General features: G+C 67.4%; 13 protein-coding genes. 7 read left to right on the forward strand and 6 right to left on the reverse strand.

The window, feature by feature from the left end:
• Nucleotides 1-11: 11 nt before the first annotated feature.
• Nucleotides 12-524 carry a metallopeptidase family protein gene (locus LOC60_RS10060; protein ID WP_230024785.1) on the reverse strand — a complete coding sequence of 171 codons (513 nt, stop codon included), beginning with the start codon at nucleotides 522-524 and terminating at the stop codon, nucleotides 12-14.
• Between the two features lie 138 nt (nucleotides 525-662).
• Here LOC60_RS10060 and LOC60_RS10065 point away from each other — a divergent pair, with 138 nt between their 5' ends.
• From LOC60_RS10065 to ahcY, 3 genes are all read left to right on the forward strand, one after another.
• Nucleotides 663-1,052, forward strand: a complete 390-nt coding sequence (locus LOC60_RS10065) for a DUF3499 domain-containing protein (RefSeq protein WP_230024786.1) — start codon at nucleotides 663-665, stop codon at nucleotides 1,050-1,052.
• Between the two features lie 91 nt (nucleotides 1,053-1,143).
• Nucleotides 1,144-1,329 carry a Trm112 family protein gene (locus LOC60_RS10070; RefSeq protein WP_230024787.1) on the forward strand — a complete coding sequence of 62 codons (186 nt, stop codon included), beginning with the start codon at nucleotides 1,144-1,146 and terminating at the stop codon, nucleotides 1,327-1,329.
• Between the two features lie 38 nt (nucleotides 1,330-1,367).
• Nucleotides 1,368-2,852, forward strand: a complete 1,485-nt coding sequence (gene ahcY, locus LOC60_RS10075) for an adenosylhomocysteinase (protein WP_230024789.1) — start codon at nucleotides 1,368-1,370, stop codon at nucleotides 2,850-2,852.
• Nucleotides 2,853-2,882: 30 nt separating this feature from the next.
• Here the strand turns inward: ahcY and LOC60_RS10080 are convergent, their stop codons facing one another.
• The gene (locus tag LOC60_RS10080; RefSeq protein ID WP_230024790.1) at nucleotides 2,883-3,683 is read right to left on the reverse strand and encodes an RDD family protein; all 801 of its coding nucleotides are present in this window, start codon (nucleotides 3,681-3,683) and stop codon (nucleotides 2,883-2,885) included.
• Between the two features lie 54 nt (nucleotides 3,684-3,737).
• Between LOC60_RS10080 and LOC60_RS10085 the strand changes: the two genes are divergently transcribed.
• Nucleotides 3,738-4,730: a stage II sporulation protein M gene (locus LOC60_RS10085; RefSeq protein ID WP_230024791.1), complete on the forward strand. Its 993-nt coding sequence runs from the start codon at nucleotides 3,738-3,740 to the stop codon at nucleotides 4,728-4,730.
• A gap of 93 nt (nucleotides 4,731-4,823) precedes the next feature.
• Nucleotides 4,824-6,473: a TIGR01906 family membrane protein gene (locus LOC60_RS10090; RefSeq protein ID WP_230024792.1), complete on the forward strand. Its 1,650-nt coding sequence runs from the start codon at nucleotides 4,824-4,826 to the stop codon at nucleotides 6,471-6,473.
• 80 nt (nucleotides 6,474-6,553) lie between these two features.
• Here the strand turns inward: LOC60_RS10090 and LOC60_RS10095 are convergent, their stop codons facing one another.
• Together LOC60_RS10095 and LOC60_RS10100 are read right to left on the reverse strand one after the other, a co-directional pair.
• Nucleotides 6,554-8,362: an AMP-dependent synthetase/ligase gene (locus LOC60_RS10095; RefSeq protein ID WP_230024793.1), complete on the reverse strand. Its 1,809-nt coding sequence runs from the start codon at nucleotides 8,360-8,362 to the stop codon at nucleotides 6,554-6,556.
• Between the two features lie 42 nt (nucleotides 8,363-8,404).
• Nucleotides 8,405-10,039, reverse strand: coding sequence for a dolichyl-phosphate-mannose--protein mannosyltransferase (locus LOC60_RS10100; protein ID WP_230024794.1), 1,635 nt, complete (start codon nucleotides 10,037-10,039; stop codon nucleotides 8,405-8,407).
• 76 nt (nucleotides 10,040-10,115) lie between these two features.
• Here LOC60_RS10100 and rsmI point away from each other — a divergent pair, with 76 nt between their 5' ends.
• A complete protein-coding gene (gene rsmI, locus LOC60_RS10105) occupies nucleotides 10,116-10,982 on the forward strand; it encodes a 16S rRNA (cytidine(1402)-2'-O)-methyltransferase (RefSeq protein ID WP_230024796.1) in 867 nt (288 codons plus the stop codon).
• A 166-nt stretch (nucleotides 10,983-11,148) separates the two neighbouring features.
• Nucleotides 11,149-12,630 carry an NAD-dependent succinate-semialdehyde dehydrogenase gene (locus LOC60_RS10110; RefSeq protein WP_230024797.1) on the forward strand — a complete coding sequence of 494 codons (1,482 nt, stop codon included), beginning with the start codon at nucleotides 11,149-11,151 and terminating at the stop codon, nucleotides 12,628-12,630.
• An 18-nt stretch (nucleotides 12,631-12,648) separates the two neighbouring features.
• Here the strand turns inward: LOC60_RS10110 and LOC60_RS10115 are convergent, their stop codons facing one another.
• Together LOC60_RS10115 and LOC60_RS10120 are read right to left on the reverse strand one after the other, a co-directional pair.
• Nucleotides 12,649-14,997, reverse strand: a complete 2,349-nt coding sequence (locus LOC60_RS10115; protein WP_230024798.1) for a transglutaminase family protein — start codon at nucleotides 14,995-14,997, stop codon at nucleotides 12,649-12,651.
• Nucleotides 14,994-16,337 (reverse strand): DUF58 domain-containing protein, encoded by a 1,344-nt coding sequence (locus LOC60_RS10120; protein ID WP_230024799.1) that lies wholly within the window; start codon nucleotides 16,335-16,337, stop codon nucleotides 14,994-14,996. The genes LOC60_RS10115 and LOC60_RS10120 overlap by 4 nt, the downstream gene beginning before the upstream one ends.
• Between the last annotated feature and the right edge of the window lie 5 nt (nucleotides 16,338-16,342).

The following is a 16,342-nucleotide window of genomic DNA, read 5'->3' on the forward strand; positions in this document are numbered from 1 at the left end:
CCCCGCACCCGCTAGAGGGGACGGAACCTGCCGTAGGCAGGGTCAACGGTTTCCGGGTCCATTCCCATTAGTACGGCCAGCTGCTCCACGATCACGTCGTGCACCAGTTCACTGACCGGCACCAGCCCGCGGGCAGCGGTTTCGACAGCGTGCCGGTAGACGGTGATGACGGCGGGCCGGGTCGGAATCGACGCCGTGCCGGCCCCCAGCGGAATGGGCCCCCCGGAGCGGGCCAGTTCCTCAAGCCCCGGAGGGATCTCCTCCACCACGAACTGGTAGGTCTGGATCCGCTCGCCCCAAAGCCGTTCCAGGCGCTGGGCGGACTCGAGCACCCATTCGTCGAAGCGTTCCGCACGCGTGCGGGCGCCGGCCAGGTGCGGCGGGATCACGTCTCCGCGCAGCCCCCGGCCATGCCGGTTGCGCCGACGTTGCCGGAAGGACCGGGCCGGCGTGCCGGGGGAGGATGCGGCTGCAGCACCCGACTCGTCATCGAGGCGCACCTGGAACGAAGATCCCATGGACATGTAAGAACTCTAACCGCTGCCGGCAAGCCCCGGGACCCCTTTCGGCAACCGCCCGCAGCGGTGCCGGAGCATGACCTGGACCGCCGCTTCGGCGCGCCTGTGCCGAGGCCGCGGGGGGAACGGGTAAAGTAAACCTCCGTGGAATCCTTACGCCAGTGCTCCCGGTCAGCCTGCCGCCAGCCGGCAGTCGCTACGCTGACCTATGTTTATTCCGATTCCACCGCAGTGCTTGGTCCGCTGGCCACCTACGCAGAGCCGCATTGTTACGACTTGTGTGCCGGCCATTCGGCCCGCCTTACCGCCCCGCTGGGGTGGGAGCTTGTCCGCCTGAACCTGGAGGGCCAGCCCCGGACCCCGGGCCGCGATGAACTCTCTGCCCTGGTCGATGCAGTACGGGAACGGGCCGCGCAGCCAACGGACGAGGAAAGCCCGGAACCCCAGCGCAGCGGCAAGCATGCGCTCGAACCGCCTGCCGAAAACCCCGGAACCCGCCGGGCGCACCTGCGCGTGCTGCCCGAACAGAACTAGCGTTCCTTCTGGGGGCCGGCTTCGAAGCGCTAGGCTTGGCTGTGATGCGCCGCCAACCGCGGCACCCGATTTTCAAGGAAGTGCTGTATCAATGGCCAATCTGACAGCCGGACTCCTCGACGTCCTGCGTTGCCCCGTTACCGGATCCCCTCTCGTGCAGGACGGTGACGAACTTGTTTCAACCGTTCCCGACGCATCGGGCAACCCGGTCCGGTACCGCCTGGACGAAGGAATTCCCGTACTGCTGAAGGCCGCCGCCCCCCGGCGCCAGGGCTAAACCGCCCGGACGCGCCGCGAACCCGTAAGGATTCCAGCGTGAGCATTGACTTCAAGGTAGCCGACCTTTCCCTCGCCGAAGCCGGACGCCACCAGATCCGCCTGGCTGAGCACGAGATGCCCGGCCTGATGGCGCTGCGGCGTGAGTACGGCCCGAGCCAGCCGCTGGCGGGTGCCCGCATCGCCGGATCCCTCCACATGACCGTGCAGACTGCCGTGCTGATCGAGACGCTGACGGCCCTTGGTGCGGAAGTCCGCTGGGCGTCCTGCAACATCTTCTCTACGCAGGATGAAGCTGCCGCTGCCGTGGTGGTGGGCAGTGGAACCGCGGAGGAGCCTGCGGGTGTTCCCGTTTTCGCCTGGAAGAACGAGTCGCTCGAGGACTATTGGTGGACGGCCGAGCAGATCCTTTCCTGGCCGGAAGGGTCCGGCGGACCGAACATGATCCTGGACGACGGCGGCGACGCCACCCTCCTGCTGCACAAGGGCGTGGAATTCGAAGCGGCAGGCTTCGTTCCGGAAAACCCGCAGGATGGCGACGAGGGGTACTCGTACGAGTTCACCGTGATTCTTGACCGCCTGCGCCGCAGCCTGGCGGAGCATCCGGGGAAATGGACCGAAATTGCCAGGGGCATCCGCGGCGTCACCGAGGAAACCACCACCGGTGTCCTGCGCCTGTACCAGCTGGCCGCCGAAGGCAGGCTCCTCTTTCCCGCCATCAACGTCAATGACTCGGTCACCAAGTCCAAGTTCGACAACAAGTACGGCATCCGCCACTCCCTGCCGGACGGCCTGAACCGGGCCACGGATACCCTGATCGGCGGCAAGGTGGCCGTGGTGTGCGGCTACGGCGACGTCGGCAAGGGTGCCGCGGAGGCGCTGCGCGGGCAGGGCGCGCGGGTGATTGTGACGGAAATCGACCCGATCTGCGCGCTGCAGGCAGCGATGGACGGCTACCAGGTGGCGAAGCTGGAATCCGTGCTGGCGCAGGGCGACATCTTCATCACCACCACCGGCAACAAGGACATCATCATGGCCCGGCACATGGCCGCGATGAAGCACCAGGCGATCGTGGGCAATGTAGGCCACTTCGACAACGAGATCGACATGGCCGGACTGGCCCGGGTTCCCGGCATCCGCAAGGTCGAGATCAAGCCTCAGGTGCACGAATGGGTGTTTGATGAAGGCACCGACGCGCAGCGCAGCATCATTGTGCTCTCCGAGGGGCGCCTGCTGAACCTGGGCAACGCCACCGGCCACCCGTCGTTTGTTATGAGCAATTCCTTTGCGAACCAGACCATCGCGCAGATCGAACTGTTCACCAAGCACGGGCAGTCCACGGCGGACGGCAGCCCGGAGTACGCCAACAAGGTGTACGTGCTGCCCAAGGTGCTTGACGAGAAAGTGGCGCGGCTGCACCTGGCGGCACTCGGCGTCGAACTGACCGAGCTGACCAAGAGCCAGGCGGATTACCTGGGCGTCGATGTGGCCGGACCGTTCAAGCCCGAGCATTACCGGTACTGACGTGCCGGCCCGCTGCGGACGGCGGCGGACTCACTCGCTGAACGGCATGCGGTGCAGCCGTTCGCCCAGTGCCTTGGACTGCCCGCGCTGGCGGTCCAGCCGGACATAGTCGCGGTTCCGGCGCTCGGCGGTGACTGCCCGGAGGTAGGCTTCGGGATGCGTGCCGGGAGGCGGCTGCGGCGATACGTGGGAAGTGGTTTCCGAAGCGAGTTCCGCCGCGAGCACCGTTCTTGCCGAACCGGTCATATGTCTGCTCTGGGCCAGGAACCGGGAGATGCGGCGGGCCAACCCATCGGGCAGGCGGCCGATATCCGCGAGGGCCGCCCAGCCCGCGAGTTCCGGAGGCGTCTGAACCGGTTGCGGCAGCGGTGCCACCACCCTGTCGCGGAGGGCATAGGTGCCGGCCATGAGGTCCCCGAGGCGCTTGGACTTGTCATTGAACAGCGCCACCATAAAGGCCAGCGAACCTGCCAGCATGTAAATCTCCAGCACCGCGGTAAACGCCCGGATAAAGGCGTGCCGGAACCGGACTGAACCGCCGTCGTCGCGGACAATCCGCAGCCCCATGACCAGGCGGCCCAGGGACTTTCCTCGCGTCAGGGTTTCCACCGCGGCCGGGACCACTACGAACAGCAGCACCACGAGGCTCAGGGACAATGCCTGCGCCAGGGCCGGGTCCGAGGCAGTGACTGCGCTCAGGACCAGCAGCATCAGGACAAAAAACACGAGGACCTGGACAGTGACGTCAATGAGGGCACTGACCATACGTGCGGCGAAGCCGGCGGGGCGTAGTTCAAGGACCACCGCTTCGCCGGTAACAATGCTGCTCATTCGTGCCCTCCTGGAGTGATGGGCACCACTGTACCGACCCGTTAGGGTGTAACCGTGGACCTCGATGCCTTCACCGCCGTACACAGCGATGACTGGAAACGCCTCGACGAGCTGGTTGCCCGCCGCCGCCTAAGCGGCCCGGAAGCGGACGAACTGCTTCGGCTCTACCAGCGTGCCTCGACCCATCTTTCCATCGTGCGGTCAGTAGCCCCCGAAGGGACGCTCTCCGCCTCCCTCTCCATGCGTCTTTCCCGCGCCCGCACCCGGTTCACCGGCAGCCGTTCCAACTTCATGGAGGACCTGGCCGGCTTTTTCGTGTACTCCCTGCCCGCGGCCTTCTACCGCGTGCGCTGGCTGACCGTGGCGATCGGCACCGCCTTTATCCTGGTGGCGTGGCTGACGGGCTTCTGGGCCGTCAATACGCCCGGTGTGCTGGCAGCGGTCGGTTCCGACGAAGAGCTCCGCCGCTACGTGGAAGATGACTTCGTTAACTACTATTCGGAGAACCCGGCGGCGTCGTTCTCCGGCATGGTCTGGACCAACAACGCCTGGATCGCAGTGCAGGCGGTTGCCTTCGGCATCACCGGAGTATTTGTGCCATGGATGCTTTACGAGAATGCCGTGGGCATCGGCCTGTCCGCCGGCCTGATGGCGGCGCACGGCCGCCTGGACGTTTTCTTCATCTACATCCTGCCGCACGGGTTCATGGAACTAACCTCCATTTTTATTGCCGCAGCCGCGGGGCTGCGGATTTTCTGGGCCTTCGTCGCCCCCGGGCGACGTTCCCGGATGACCTCCGTAGCCCGGGAGGGACGGTCCCTGATGACGGTGGGCCTGGGCCTGGTTGTGGTCCTGTTGATCTCGGGACTGGTTGAGGGATTCGTTACACCCAGCCCCCTGCCGGCCTGGCTCCGCCTGACCATCGGGTTCGGAGTGTTCGCCGCGTACTGGGCGTACACGCTGATCCTCGGCGGAAGGGCCTACCGGGCCGGGCACCGGGGCGACCTGTCCGCGCGCGACGCCGGGGCGTACCTGCGCACTGCCTAGCCGCGGGGTGGCGTACACCCCACCCGGTGCTGTCCCGGTAGGGTCGAGTGTAAGACCAGCGGAGAACAGTTTAGGGAAGTGAAAGAGGAAGCAGTGGCTAGCCAGGACGAAACCCCCACGCATCGATCGACGGCCGGAGGGGAGCCGCTCAACGGGACCGGGGCTTCAGTGCCGCCGCAGGGGAGTACCCCCGCCGGATCCGGATCCCACGCCGTTACCGCACCGGAACCAGCCGGGGCCGATGAGCACGCGGACTGGGACGCGCAGTTCGACAACCTCACCGGCTCCGAGCGGGCCGACGCAGAGGCAGCCGCGGACGAGGCGGATGCCGCCCCTGAAGCAGCAGATGCCCCGGCCGTTGACCCCGCCGTTGACAGTGTCCCGGAGGATCCGGAGACGTCTGGCGCTGCGGCCCAAACCGGGGAGGCGCCCGAAGCAGAGGAGGCGCCCGACACCGGGGATTCCCCCGAAACGCGGGCCTTGCCTGAGATTCCGGCCGCGGATCCTGGTGCTGCGGAAGCAGCCGGTGACGGTGGAACGGTTCCGGGCGGACACCCGAAGGTGGCCCAGCGAAGCAACCTCCCGATGCGCCGCGCGAGTACCCTCCCGGACCTGAGCGGCTATGCCTCCGCCACCTCCATGGATGCGGACGAGGACACCCGGACCGAGGACCGGGACGCCCCGGTTCGTGAGGCGGCTGGCACAGGCGCTGTTGCTTCCACCGGTGAATCCGCTGCCGAGTCGGACAGCACCGAGTCCACTGCCACAGCCGTCACACCGGTCGTCAGCGGTTCCAGCGCGGCCGCCGTCGTTGATGCCAAGCACGCCGACCACGACGACGCCGACCATGACGACGCCGACCATGCCGACGACGTCAACGATGACCACGACAACAACCATGACGTCAACGACGACCACGTCAACGATGACTACCCCGACGACGACCACGTCGATCCGGCGCTGTCGGCGGCGGAAGCGCAGCGGCGTGCACAGGAACGGGAAAAGGCAGCCGCCGGTAAGCCCGTCCTGGCCCGTGTCCTGCAGGTCATGATTGCCGTGTTCTTCCCGGTCATGGTGCTGGCGGCGGCCATCCGTGCCGTCGCGACGCCGTTGTTCCTGTGGGTCGAGTACCACCGTCCCGGTTTCCCGGCAGACAGCTACGGCTTCTCCACCGATGACCGGATGACCTACGGTTCCTACGCCGTGGATTACCTGCTCAATTGGAGCGGTTCGCGTTACCTGGGGGACCTGGTCGGCGACGGCGGGGAACCGCTGTACCTGGACAGCGAAGTCAGCCACATGGCGGACGTCAAGACGGTGCTGACAGTTGCCTTCATCGCTGCGACGGTGATGGCCGTCCTGAGCCTCGTTGCCGCGCTTTATCTGTCCCGCCGCAGCCCGGGCGGCATCCGCCGGTCGCTGTTCTCCGGTGCCGTGCTGACGCTGGTGCTGGTTGCCGCGCTGGTGGTCCTTGCGGTCCTGGGCTGGGAACAGTTCTTCACCCAGCTGCACACCGTTTTCTTCGCCAACGGGAACTGGACGTTCCGGCTGGATGACACCCTGATCCGGCTTTTCCCGGCCCAGTTCTGGATGGACGCCGGGATTACCATTGCCGCCCTGGTGCTGCTGACCTGCACCGTGGTGCTCGTCTGCTGCTGGCCCACGCGGGCACGCAGGGACCGTGTCCGGCAGGCCCGGGAAGATGCCCGCCGCCGCTACGACGAATCCCTCGAAGCGCTCTAGGCGCCAACGCATAGGCCGCTTTCAGAGGCAACGAAAAATCCCCCGTACCTTTCCAGGTACGGGGGATTTTTGCTGCCGTGCTACTTCGCGTAGAGCTTGTCCACCTCGTCGGAGTAATCCGCAATCACTGCATTGCGGCGCAGCTTCAGGGTGGCCGTGAGATGGCCCGATTCCAGCGTGAAGTCCTTGGGCAGCACCGTGAACCGGCGGATCTGCTCGGCTCGGGACACCGTGGCGTTGGCGGCGTCCACGGAATCCTGCAGCAGCTGCTGCACCCGCGGATCATCCGCGGCGATCCCGTCCGGGGCGCCGTTCTCCCGGCTCCACGCGGCGAGGGCTTCATCATCCAAGGTGAGCAGGGCCGAAACGAACGGCCGTCCCTCGCCCACCACAATGGCCTGCGACACCAGGCGGTTCTCGCGGATCTTTTCCTCCAGCGGTCCCGGAGCCACGTTCTTGCCGCCCGCGGTCACGAGCAGGTCCTCCTTGCGGCCGGTGATCCGCAGGAACCCGTCATCGTCCAGGACGCCTACGTCGCCGGTCTTGAACCATTCACCCTCGAAGGCATCCGCGGTTGCTTCGGGATTGCGGTGGTAGCCCTTGAAGACCACTGCTCCGCGGACCAGGACCTCGCCGTCGTCGGCAATCCGGATGGTGGTGCCCGGCATGGGCAGGCCCACCGAGCCCACCCGCGTACGGGTTGCCTGGTTGACGCTTGCCGGGGCGGTGGTTTCGGTCAGGCCGTAGCCCTCCAGCACGGTGACGCCGCAGCCCCGGAAGAAGTGGGCGAGCATCGGGCTCAGTGCGCTGGCGCCGGAGATGGCGAAGGCGGCGTTTCCGCCAAGGACGGCGCGGACCTTCGGGTAGAAGAGCCGTTCGAACAGCTTGTGCTTCAGGGCCAGCGCTACCGACGGGCCGCTGCCGCCGCGTGCGGCCGAGTCCCGGGCCTCCGAATAGGCAATGGCAGTGGCGGCAGCGGCGGTAAAGGCCTTGCCCTTGCCGGCGGCCTCGGCCTGCGCCTGGGCACCGCTGTAGATCTTCTCGAAGATCCGCGGTACGGCCAGCAGGAATGTCGGAGAGAACGTCTTCAGGTCCGCCATCAGGTCGGAGGCGCTGCGTGAGTGGCCCACCTTCACACCTGCATGCAGGCAACCTACCTGGACTGCGCGGGCGAGCACGTGCGCCAGCGGCAGGAACATCAGCGTGGTGGGGTTCGGAACCTTGAGCATTTCGGGCAGCACTTCGAGGATGTTTACGCCGAAGAGTGCGAAGTTTCCGTGCGTGATCTCGCAGCCCTTGGGCCGGCCGGTGGTACCGGAGGTGTAGACCATGGACGCGGTGTCGCTGAGGTTTGCGGTGCTGCGGGCTGCCTCCAGCGTGTCGTCACTGACACTGCTTCCGGCCGCTGTCAGGGCGGTGAACGTGTCGGCGCCGTCGCCGTCGTTCATCATCCAGATGGAAAACTCGCCTTCAAGGGCGGAGGCGGCCGCCAGTACGACGTCGGCCTTGCGTTCGTCCTCCACGAACACCTGGCGGGCACCGGAATCCTTGAGGATCCACTCGACCTGCGACGGGGAAGAGGTTTCGTAGATCGGAACGGTGACGGCGCCGGCGAACCAGTTGGCCATGTCCGCAACGGTCCACTCGTAGGAGGTCCGGGACATAACGGCAACGCTGTCTCCGGGTCGGACCCCGGACCCGATCAGGCCCTTGGCCAGCCGGGTGACCTCTTCGAGGAACTGTGCGGCAGTAATGTCATCCCAGCCGGTGCCGTTCTTGACTGCGTACAGGACACGGGCGGGATCCTTCCTATGCATCCGGAGCAGAAGATCCGTGACGTTTGAATCTTCGGGAAGGCTAACCAGGAGGTCAGTGGCGGACTCGCGCACTTAGGCCTCTCTTTCTGTGCGTTTGGCACATGGGTAATGAGACTAAATCCAGCTGGGCATCCACATACGCAGCCGCCAGCCAGAATACGGGATTGTTTCCGCCGTCCAGACCGGCAGGAAGTATGCCGAGAGCGCCAGGACCCCCGCGGCAAAGCAGCAGACAACCACCAGCCCGGTCCTTCGCCGCTGCAGACTGTCGGTAGGGCGGCCCAGTACCAGGCCAAGCACATACACCAGGGCGAGAATGAGGAACGGTTCAAAGGACACCGCGTAGAAGAAGAAAGTGGTCCGTTCAGGATAGGCGAACCAAGGCAGGTAGCCAGCCGCCACTCCGGACAGCACTGCACCGGCGCGCCAGTCCCGCCGGCCCGCCCAGTAGAAGAGAACCACCAGCAGCGCCAGGGCGGCCGCCCACCAAATCAAGGGGTTGCCCACCGACGTAATTGCCGTTGAGCAGCTTTCCGCTGTGCAGCCATCTTCGCCCGCTTCCGCACCCTCGTAGAAAAACGAGGTGGGCCGGCCCATAAACAGCCAGGTCCACGCGGAAGCCGAGTAGCTGTGCTCCGAACTGAGTCCGTTGTGGAAGGCATAGGCGCTGCGGTGGTACTCGGCCAGCGAGCGCAGCCAGGGCGGCAGCCAACCCCAGCCCTCGTCCGGGTTCTGCACCGCCCACTGCCGGTTGTACGCGTTGTCGGACTGCAGCCAGCCGGTCCAGCTGGCGAGGTAGGTGAGCGCCGCGGCGGGAATGATCGTCAGGAAGGCGGGGACGCCGTCGCGCAGCAGGGCACTTTCCCACTGGACCACGCCGGCAACCCGCCTGGCACTGACGTCCCAAAGGACAGTCATCAGGCCGAAGACGGCGACGAAGGCCAGCGCGGACCACTTGGTGCCCACGGCCAGGCCGAGGCAGACTCCGGCAGCGATCCGCCACGGGCGCCAGAGCAGCCACGGCCCGTAGACCAACGGCCCGCTGCCCGGGGATAGCCGGCCCTCTGCATCCGTCGCGCGGGAGAGGGCGCGCGCCAGCCGCAGCCGGCCGTCCCTCCGGTCCAGCAGGAGGGCACCGAAGGCGGCCAGGACCCAGAACGTCAGGAAAACATCCAGCAGGGAGGTGCGCGAGTGGACCAGATGGTGCCCGTCCACGGCAAGGAACAGCCCCGCCAGGGCGCCGAGGGTTGCCGAGGAGAACAACCGGGCGGCGATGAGCCCCAGGAGCAGGACCGTGAGCGTCCCGGTCAGCGCAGCACCGAAGCGCCAGCCGAAGGAGTTATCCGATCCGAAGAGGGCCATGCCGAGCGCGATCATCCATTTGCCTACGGGCGGATGCACCACGTATTCGGGCTCGTCGAGCAGTACATTGGGCTGGCCGGCGACAAACGAATCGTTGGCGGTTTCCGGCCAGTCGCGTTCATAGCCGGATTGCAGCAGGGAGTAGGCGTCCTTGACGTAGTAGGTTTCGTCAAAAATCAGTGACCCGGGTTCCCCCAGGCGGGTGAACCGCAGCACACCGCCGAGCACGGCCATTACCAGCGGCAGAATCCAGCCGGCCGGTCCCAGCGGAACCATGGTGGCGCCCAGCAGGCGGCTCCGCAGGGCTTCGAAGGTAAAGGCACGCTGGGGTGACTCGACCGGGGCCGGTGCCTCGCGGCGGGTCGTCGAGGTTCCGGTGAGACTCACGCGCCCCACTCTATAGCCTGTCGCGTAGGGTTAGAGGGTGGATTCGAGCAAGGTAACAAGCAGTAGGACAGGCACCATGGCAGGCACCGCAACCAACGACGCCGCAGGGCCCGGACAGATTGTCCTGGCAGCAACACCCATCGGCAACATGGGTGACGCGACCAACCGGCTGATCGGACTGCTGGAAAGCGCCGACATTATTGCCGCGGAGGACACCCGGCGGCTGCACCGGCTGGTGAGCGCCCTGGGCATCACCACGAGTGGCCGGATCATCAGCTACCACGAGCACAACGAAGCCTCCCGCACTGCGGATCTGCTTGAGCTTGTCCGCGGCGGAGCCACTCTCCTGATGGTGACCGACGCCGGCATGCCGGCCGTGTCCGATCCCGGCTTCCGCCTGGTGGAGGCTGCAGCCGCCGAAGGGCTGACCGTCACCGCCGCCCCCGGACCGTCTGCGGTGCTGACCGCGCTGGCGCTTTCCGGCCTGCCGACGGACCGGTTCTGCTTCGAGGGCTTCCTGCCGCGGAAACCGGGGGAGCGCAGCAGCAGGCTGGCGAAGCTGGCCGGCGAGCAGCGGACCATGGTGTTCTTCGAAGCCCCGCACCGCCTGGAACCCATGCTGCGGGCATTGGATGCCGCTTTCGGCGGGGACCGGCGCGCCGCCGTCGCCCGCGAACTCACCAAGCTGCATGAACAGGTACTGCGCGGCCCCCTGCGCGAGCTGCTGGAATGGGCTGAAGCAGGAGATGTCCGCGGGGAAATTGCCGTGGTGGTGGAAGGCGCGCCGGACGCAGCACCGGAACAGGCAGCGGACCACGTGGGCGCCGTCAATTCCCTGGTGGAGCAGGGCATCCGGCTCAAGGACGCCGTTGCCGCCGTGGCCGAAGACGCCCGGATCAGCAAGCGCGAACTGTATTCCGCGGTGCTGGAAGCGCGCGGCTAGGCTGCCCTCCGGAAATAATCCGTTTCCTGCTGGGCAGGTGCACAGCAGCTCCCGCGGCAGGCAGTGCATGGCCGCATTTACAGGAACTGCTCCGGAAGCCTACGGTGAAAGGAAACCACGGGCCTGCCGTCCGTGCTGGATCCGATGAACTCTGGAGGCATTTCCCATGGGCATTCCCGCAGACCGTGAAGCCGAACTCCTGGCACAGGTCCCCACCGGCCTGTTGATTGACGGCCAGTGGCGGGACGCCTCCGGCGGCCGCACCTTCGACGTCGAAGATCCCGCCACCGGCAAGGTGCTGCTCAGCATTGCCGACGCCTCCGCCGAAGACGGTGCGCTCGCCATGGACGCCGCGGCCGCCGCACAGGACGCCTGGGCGCGGACCGCGCCCCGGGAGCGCGGGGAAATCCTGCGCCGGGCCTTCGAACTGGTGACCGAACGCACCGAGGACTTCGCCCTGTTGATGACGCTGGAAATGGGCAAGCCGCTGGCCGAAGCCCGCGGTGAAGTGGCTTACGGCGCCGAATTCCTGCGCTGGTTCTCCGAGGAAGCCGTCCGGGTTTCCGGCCGCTACAGCACCGCGCCGGACGGGAAATCCCGCCTGCTGGTGAACAAGAAGCCGGTGGGCCCCTGCCTGCTGATCACCCCGTGGAACTTCCCGCTGGCCATGGCTACCCGCAAAATCGCGCCGGCGGTGGCGGCGGGCTGCACCATGGTGCTCAAGCCTGCCAAGCTCACTCCGCTGACCTCCCAGCTCTTCGCCGCCGTGATGATCGAAGCGGGGCTGCCGGCCGGCGTGCTGAACGTTGTATCCACCACTTCCGCCGGCGACGTCACCGGCCCGATCCTCAAGGATTCCCGGCTGCGGAAGGTCTCCTTCACCGGGTCCACCCCGGTGGGCCAGGGCCTGATCCGCGATGCGGCCGAAAACGTCCTGCGCACCTCCATGGAGCTCGGCGGCAACGCACCCTTCATTGTTTTCGAGGACGCGGACCTGGACAAGGCCGTGGACGGCGCGATGGCCGCGAAGCTGCGGAACATGGGCGAGGCCTGCACCGCTGCCAACCGCTTCATCGTCCAGGACACGGTGGCGGACGAGTTCGCCGGGAAGTTCGCTGCCCGCGTGGGTGCCATGACCACCGGACGCGGCACCGAGGAAGCAGCCAAGGTGGGTCCGCTGATTGACGGCAAGTCGCGGGACAAGGTGCATGCCCTCGTGAGCGAGGCGCTCGACGGCGGTGCAGTGGCCCTGGTGGGCGGGGAACCCGTGGATGGTCCGGGGTACTTCTACCGGCCCACGGTCCTGAAGAACGTTGCCCCGGATGCACGGATTTTGAAGGAGGAGATCTTCGGGCCGGTGGCACCGATCGTGACCTTCTCCACCGAAGACGAAGCGGTGGCCCTGGCCAACAACACCGAATACGGATTGGTTTCCTACGTGTTCACGAAGGACCTGAACCGCGGACTGCGGATCGGTGAAAAGCTGGAATCCGGCATGCTGGGACTGAACGCGGGGGTGGTTTCGAACGCCGCCGCACCGTTCGGCGGCGTCAAGCAGTCCGGGCTCGGACGCGAGGGCGGCGCGGAAGGTATCGAGGAATACCTTTACACGCAGTACATCGGGATCGCCGATCCGTTTGCCGGCTAGGCAGGCCGCCGGAAGGGGTCAGTCATGCCGGAACCGCATGGCCAGTGACGGCGGGAGGAACCGTGCGTGCAGCTGCCGGGGAAGGCTGGCGCCGCGCCGCAGCTCCGCCTGCACGGTTTCGAGGTCACCCCACGGCGGAACCGGTGCCCGCCCGCCGCGGCGGCCCGCCCCGGCATAGGCCTCTTCCTCATAGGAGAGGCGGATGCGGGTCAGTGCTTCCTCGGCCGGCGGTGAGAACCCGGCATCATCCGCCAGCCGGCGGGCATACGTCCGGGGCGTGTCGGCGGTCCGGCCGGGATAGCCGTAGTCGATCCCCAAGTCCGCGAGTTCGTCCCAGACCGGTGCCGCTCGGGGGCCCTCGGCGGCAGCGTTCCGCCGTCGGGCCGCACGGCGCCGCCGCATGGCCCAGGGGGTCAGGACGGCAGCGGCCGCCGCAAGCGCTCCCAGCACCGCACCCAGCCAGGCCGTCCCGCCCGCGTCTCCGGGCTCGAGCACGGTTTCCGGTGCCAGCGGAGCCTCCTGCGGGACGGCGGGTGCCGTGGCGGGCGCGCCGGAAAGCCGTGGATCGTCGTCGTCCCGGATGTTGGCATTTGCCGGCGTCTGCTGTTGCTGGGCGTAATCCGGTACCGACCCCCGGGACGGGGTGGGTTCGAAGCGGACCCACCCCGCACCTTCGAAATACAACTCGGGCCAGGCATGGGCGTCCGTGGAATCGACCTCGAACTCGCGCAGCGGCTGGCCGTCCGGGCCGGTTCCGTCCGGCGTCCGGCCGGTGTCCTGGCCGGGGGCGTACCCGAGCGCCATTCGGCTGGGGATGCCCTCCTGCCGCGCCATCACGGCCATGGCTGCTGCGAAGTGGACGCAGTAGCCGGCTTTGCGTTCGAGGAATTCGGACAGGACCGAAATGCCGTTCCCGTCATAACCGCCCTCCACCGGAGCCTGGAGCGAATAGGAGAACTGCGGGCCGCGCAGATAACCCTGGATCGCCATGGCCTTGGCATAGGGGGTGGCAGCATCCTCGACAGCTTCCGCCGTTGCGTCCCGGATGTTCTCGGGGAGGTCTGCGGGCAGGTCCGTGAACACGGCGTCCACGCTTGTGCTGCCGGCTTCCGGAAGGGCCGCCAGCTGCTCCGGAGTGAACTCTCCGGCAACACTCAGGACCTGGTAATCCTGCCTTGAAGCACCGTCGGAATCTTCGTTCAGCACCGTCATCGTTTTGGGATCCCAGGACCAGTTGCCGTCGGCACCGGCGACGCCCAGCGGGTAATAGGGGGCCAACAGCCAGGGACTGGAATAGGTGTCCGAACTGATCCGGGTCACCACCTGCGCACCCTGGCGCCCCTCCGGCGACGCAGAGGCTCCCCGTGTCATCGATGCCACGCCTTCCCGGCGTTCATCCGCGCGCAGGTCCGGAGCCCACCGGCTTCCGGAAAAATCCTCCAGCGTGGTGGAGCGCAGATATACCGGCTCCTCCGAGGAGGTTGCATAGGTGATCCGGCCTGCGGACTGGGGCTGGCGGAGATCGTTGCCCAGGGTGACTACCGGGTTGAGTCCGGTGCTGCCGGAGAAGAAATTGAACTTTGTCCCTTCCGGGAAGGCACCGCCGTTGAAGCCCGGAAGGACGGCAGGCAGCAGCAGCGCCAGTGCGAGGGCCGATGCCGAGACAGCGGTTCCCCGCGCCGCCCAGGTCCGCGGAATCCGGGTTCCGGGACCGAGCTGTTCGCGGCGGGCGCCGGCCGCGAGCAGCAGCAGGTACCCGGCGGCCGCAAGGAGGAAGTACCCCGCTCCCAGGCTCTCGGGCTTCAGCACCGCGGGGATCATCAGGACCGCGAACAGGCCCAGCCCGGCCGTCGCCGGCATCCGCAGCGTGGCCGCCAGGGTATCCGTCAGTACGGCTACCAGCCCGATGCCCGCGCAGCACAGGAACAGGATGCCGGGCAGCGGCTGCACGGGGGTGACTTCGGTGAGGACCACGGTCCGCGCCTCGGCCAAAAGCGCGTCGGCGCGGGCGAGGGTTCCCGGGCCGGGCAGGAAACCCAGGATTGATGCCGATGAGGCGAAAAGCCAGGTGAGCGTGCAGGCCAGGACGGCCATGCCTGCTACCGGAACCAGCGACTGCGGTACCCTCAGCCGCCGCGCACCGGCAGTGGCCGCCAGCGGGACGAGGACGGTGAAGAACAGCGGCGGCAGCCAGGACCAGCCTTCAATGACGCCGTGCACACTGAGCGCACACAGGAGTACGGCCAACGCGCCAGCCGCGGCTACCCCGATGTTGGCCGTCTCGCGGCCGTCCGGGGAACCAGGTCCGGGCCCCTGCTGCCGACCGGGAACCGGCACGGCCTCGGGGCGGGTAAGCAGGGCGCTCATACCCGCTCACCGCCGGCGCGCACGCCCGGCCGGTCCTGGTCAAGGAGCGACCAGGCCGTCGTCACCGGAGTTGCCGGGGTTACTGCCGCGGCACTCCACCCTGCGTCCCGCAGGATTTTCAGTACCGGACGCAGGTCGGCCGGCCGGTCGGTGACCAGCAGCGCCAGCGGCTGGCGCGCATACCGTGCTGCCGGGGCCAGGGCCTGCGCCTGTGCAGTGCTGATCCGTCCTGCAACGACGAGCAGGGGGCCGGGTGCCTGGCCGGATCCGTCCAACGCGGCGAAGGGGACCAGCGGTTCGGTGCCCCGGGGTTGCCCGGCCGCCGGCGTGGCAGCAGGCTCCAGCCCCAGGGCGGCCAGTCCTTCCGCGAGGTTCTGCACCCCGTCCGACCCGCGGAAGCCGGTTTCGCCGCCGTCGACGGCCGACGGTGAACGGGCCAGCCCGGGCCGGGAAAGTTCATCGGTGAAGCGCACGCCGTAACCGGACTCTGAGAAGAAAACGGCACAGGAAACAACAGCCGAAACAGCCCACTCGAAAGTTTCCGAGGTCAGCAGGTCACCGTCATCGGGCCTCAGCGATCCGTCAGCGTAGGAGGGCAGACGCTGGTCCAGCACGATGGAAGCGGTGGGGGCGGTCACCGGTTCTTCCTGCCGGACCATCAGCTCACCGTGCCTGGCCGTAGCTGCCCAGTGCACGCGGCGCATGGGATCTCCATGGCGGTATTCCCGGGTGGAAGCATCATCTTCGCTGGGTATGCCGCGGCGGCTGCTCGGCGCCGTGCCGTCGGTGCCCGGCGCCCCGAACAACGACGACGGCGGAAGCTCAAGCGGCGCCGGTGCCACCGCCAGCCGGTCGGTTCCGCCGAGTGTGTGCACTGCCTTGGCCAGGCCCAGGGGGTCCAGGAACTCGGCGGTGACCGGTCCGATGCTGTAGAGGCCGCGCCGGCTCGACCGCAGGCGGTACTCGTAGGTGCTGGGTCCGCTGCCCGCCGCGTTGCCGGACGGGAACCGGAAAACCGGGCTCGGTCCGAAACGGAACGGGAGCCCCTCCCGCATGAGGGCTCCGGACACGGGCGTGCCGCGGCTGAGCACCCGCAGGGACACCGTGGCGGCGGTGCCCGTTTCCACCAGCGGGGGAGCGAAGCTCCGTTCGACCTCGAACCCGGGTTTGAAGAGGCGAAGCAGCGCTGCGGCCAGGAGCGGCAGGCCGGTCAGGAGGACTGCGAGGGCCAGCAGGTCCCGGCGTCCCAGGGTAGCCGCAGCGGCGAACGCCGCCACCCCGGCACAGAGCAGTCCCCAGCCGCGCGGGGTGAAAATCCTCGTGACGGAGGAAGCATCCATGGGAG

Origin of the sequence: Arthrobacter sp. zg-Y769 (assembly GCF_020907405.1) — a bacterium.
In the GTDB taxonomy this organism is placed as follows: Bacteria; Actinomycetota; Actinomycetes; order Actinomycetales; family Micrococcaceae; genus Arthrobacter_B.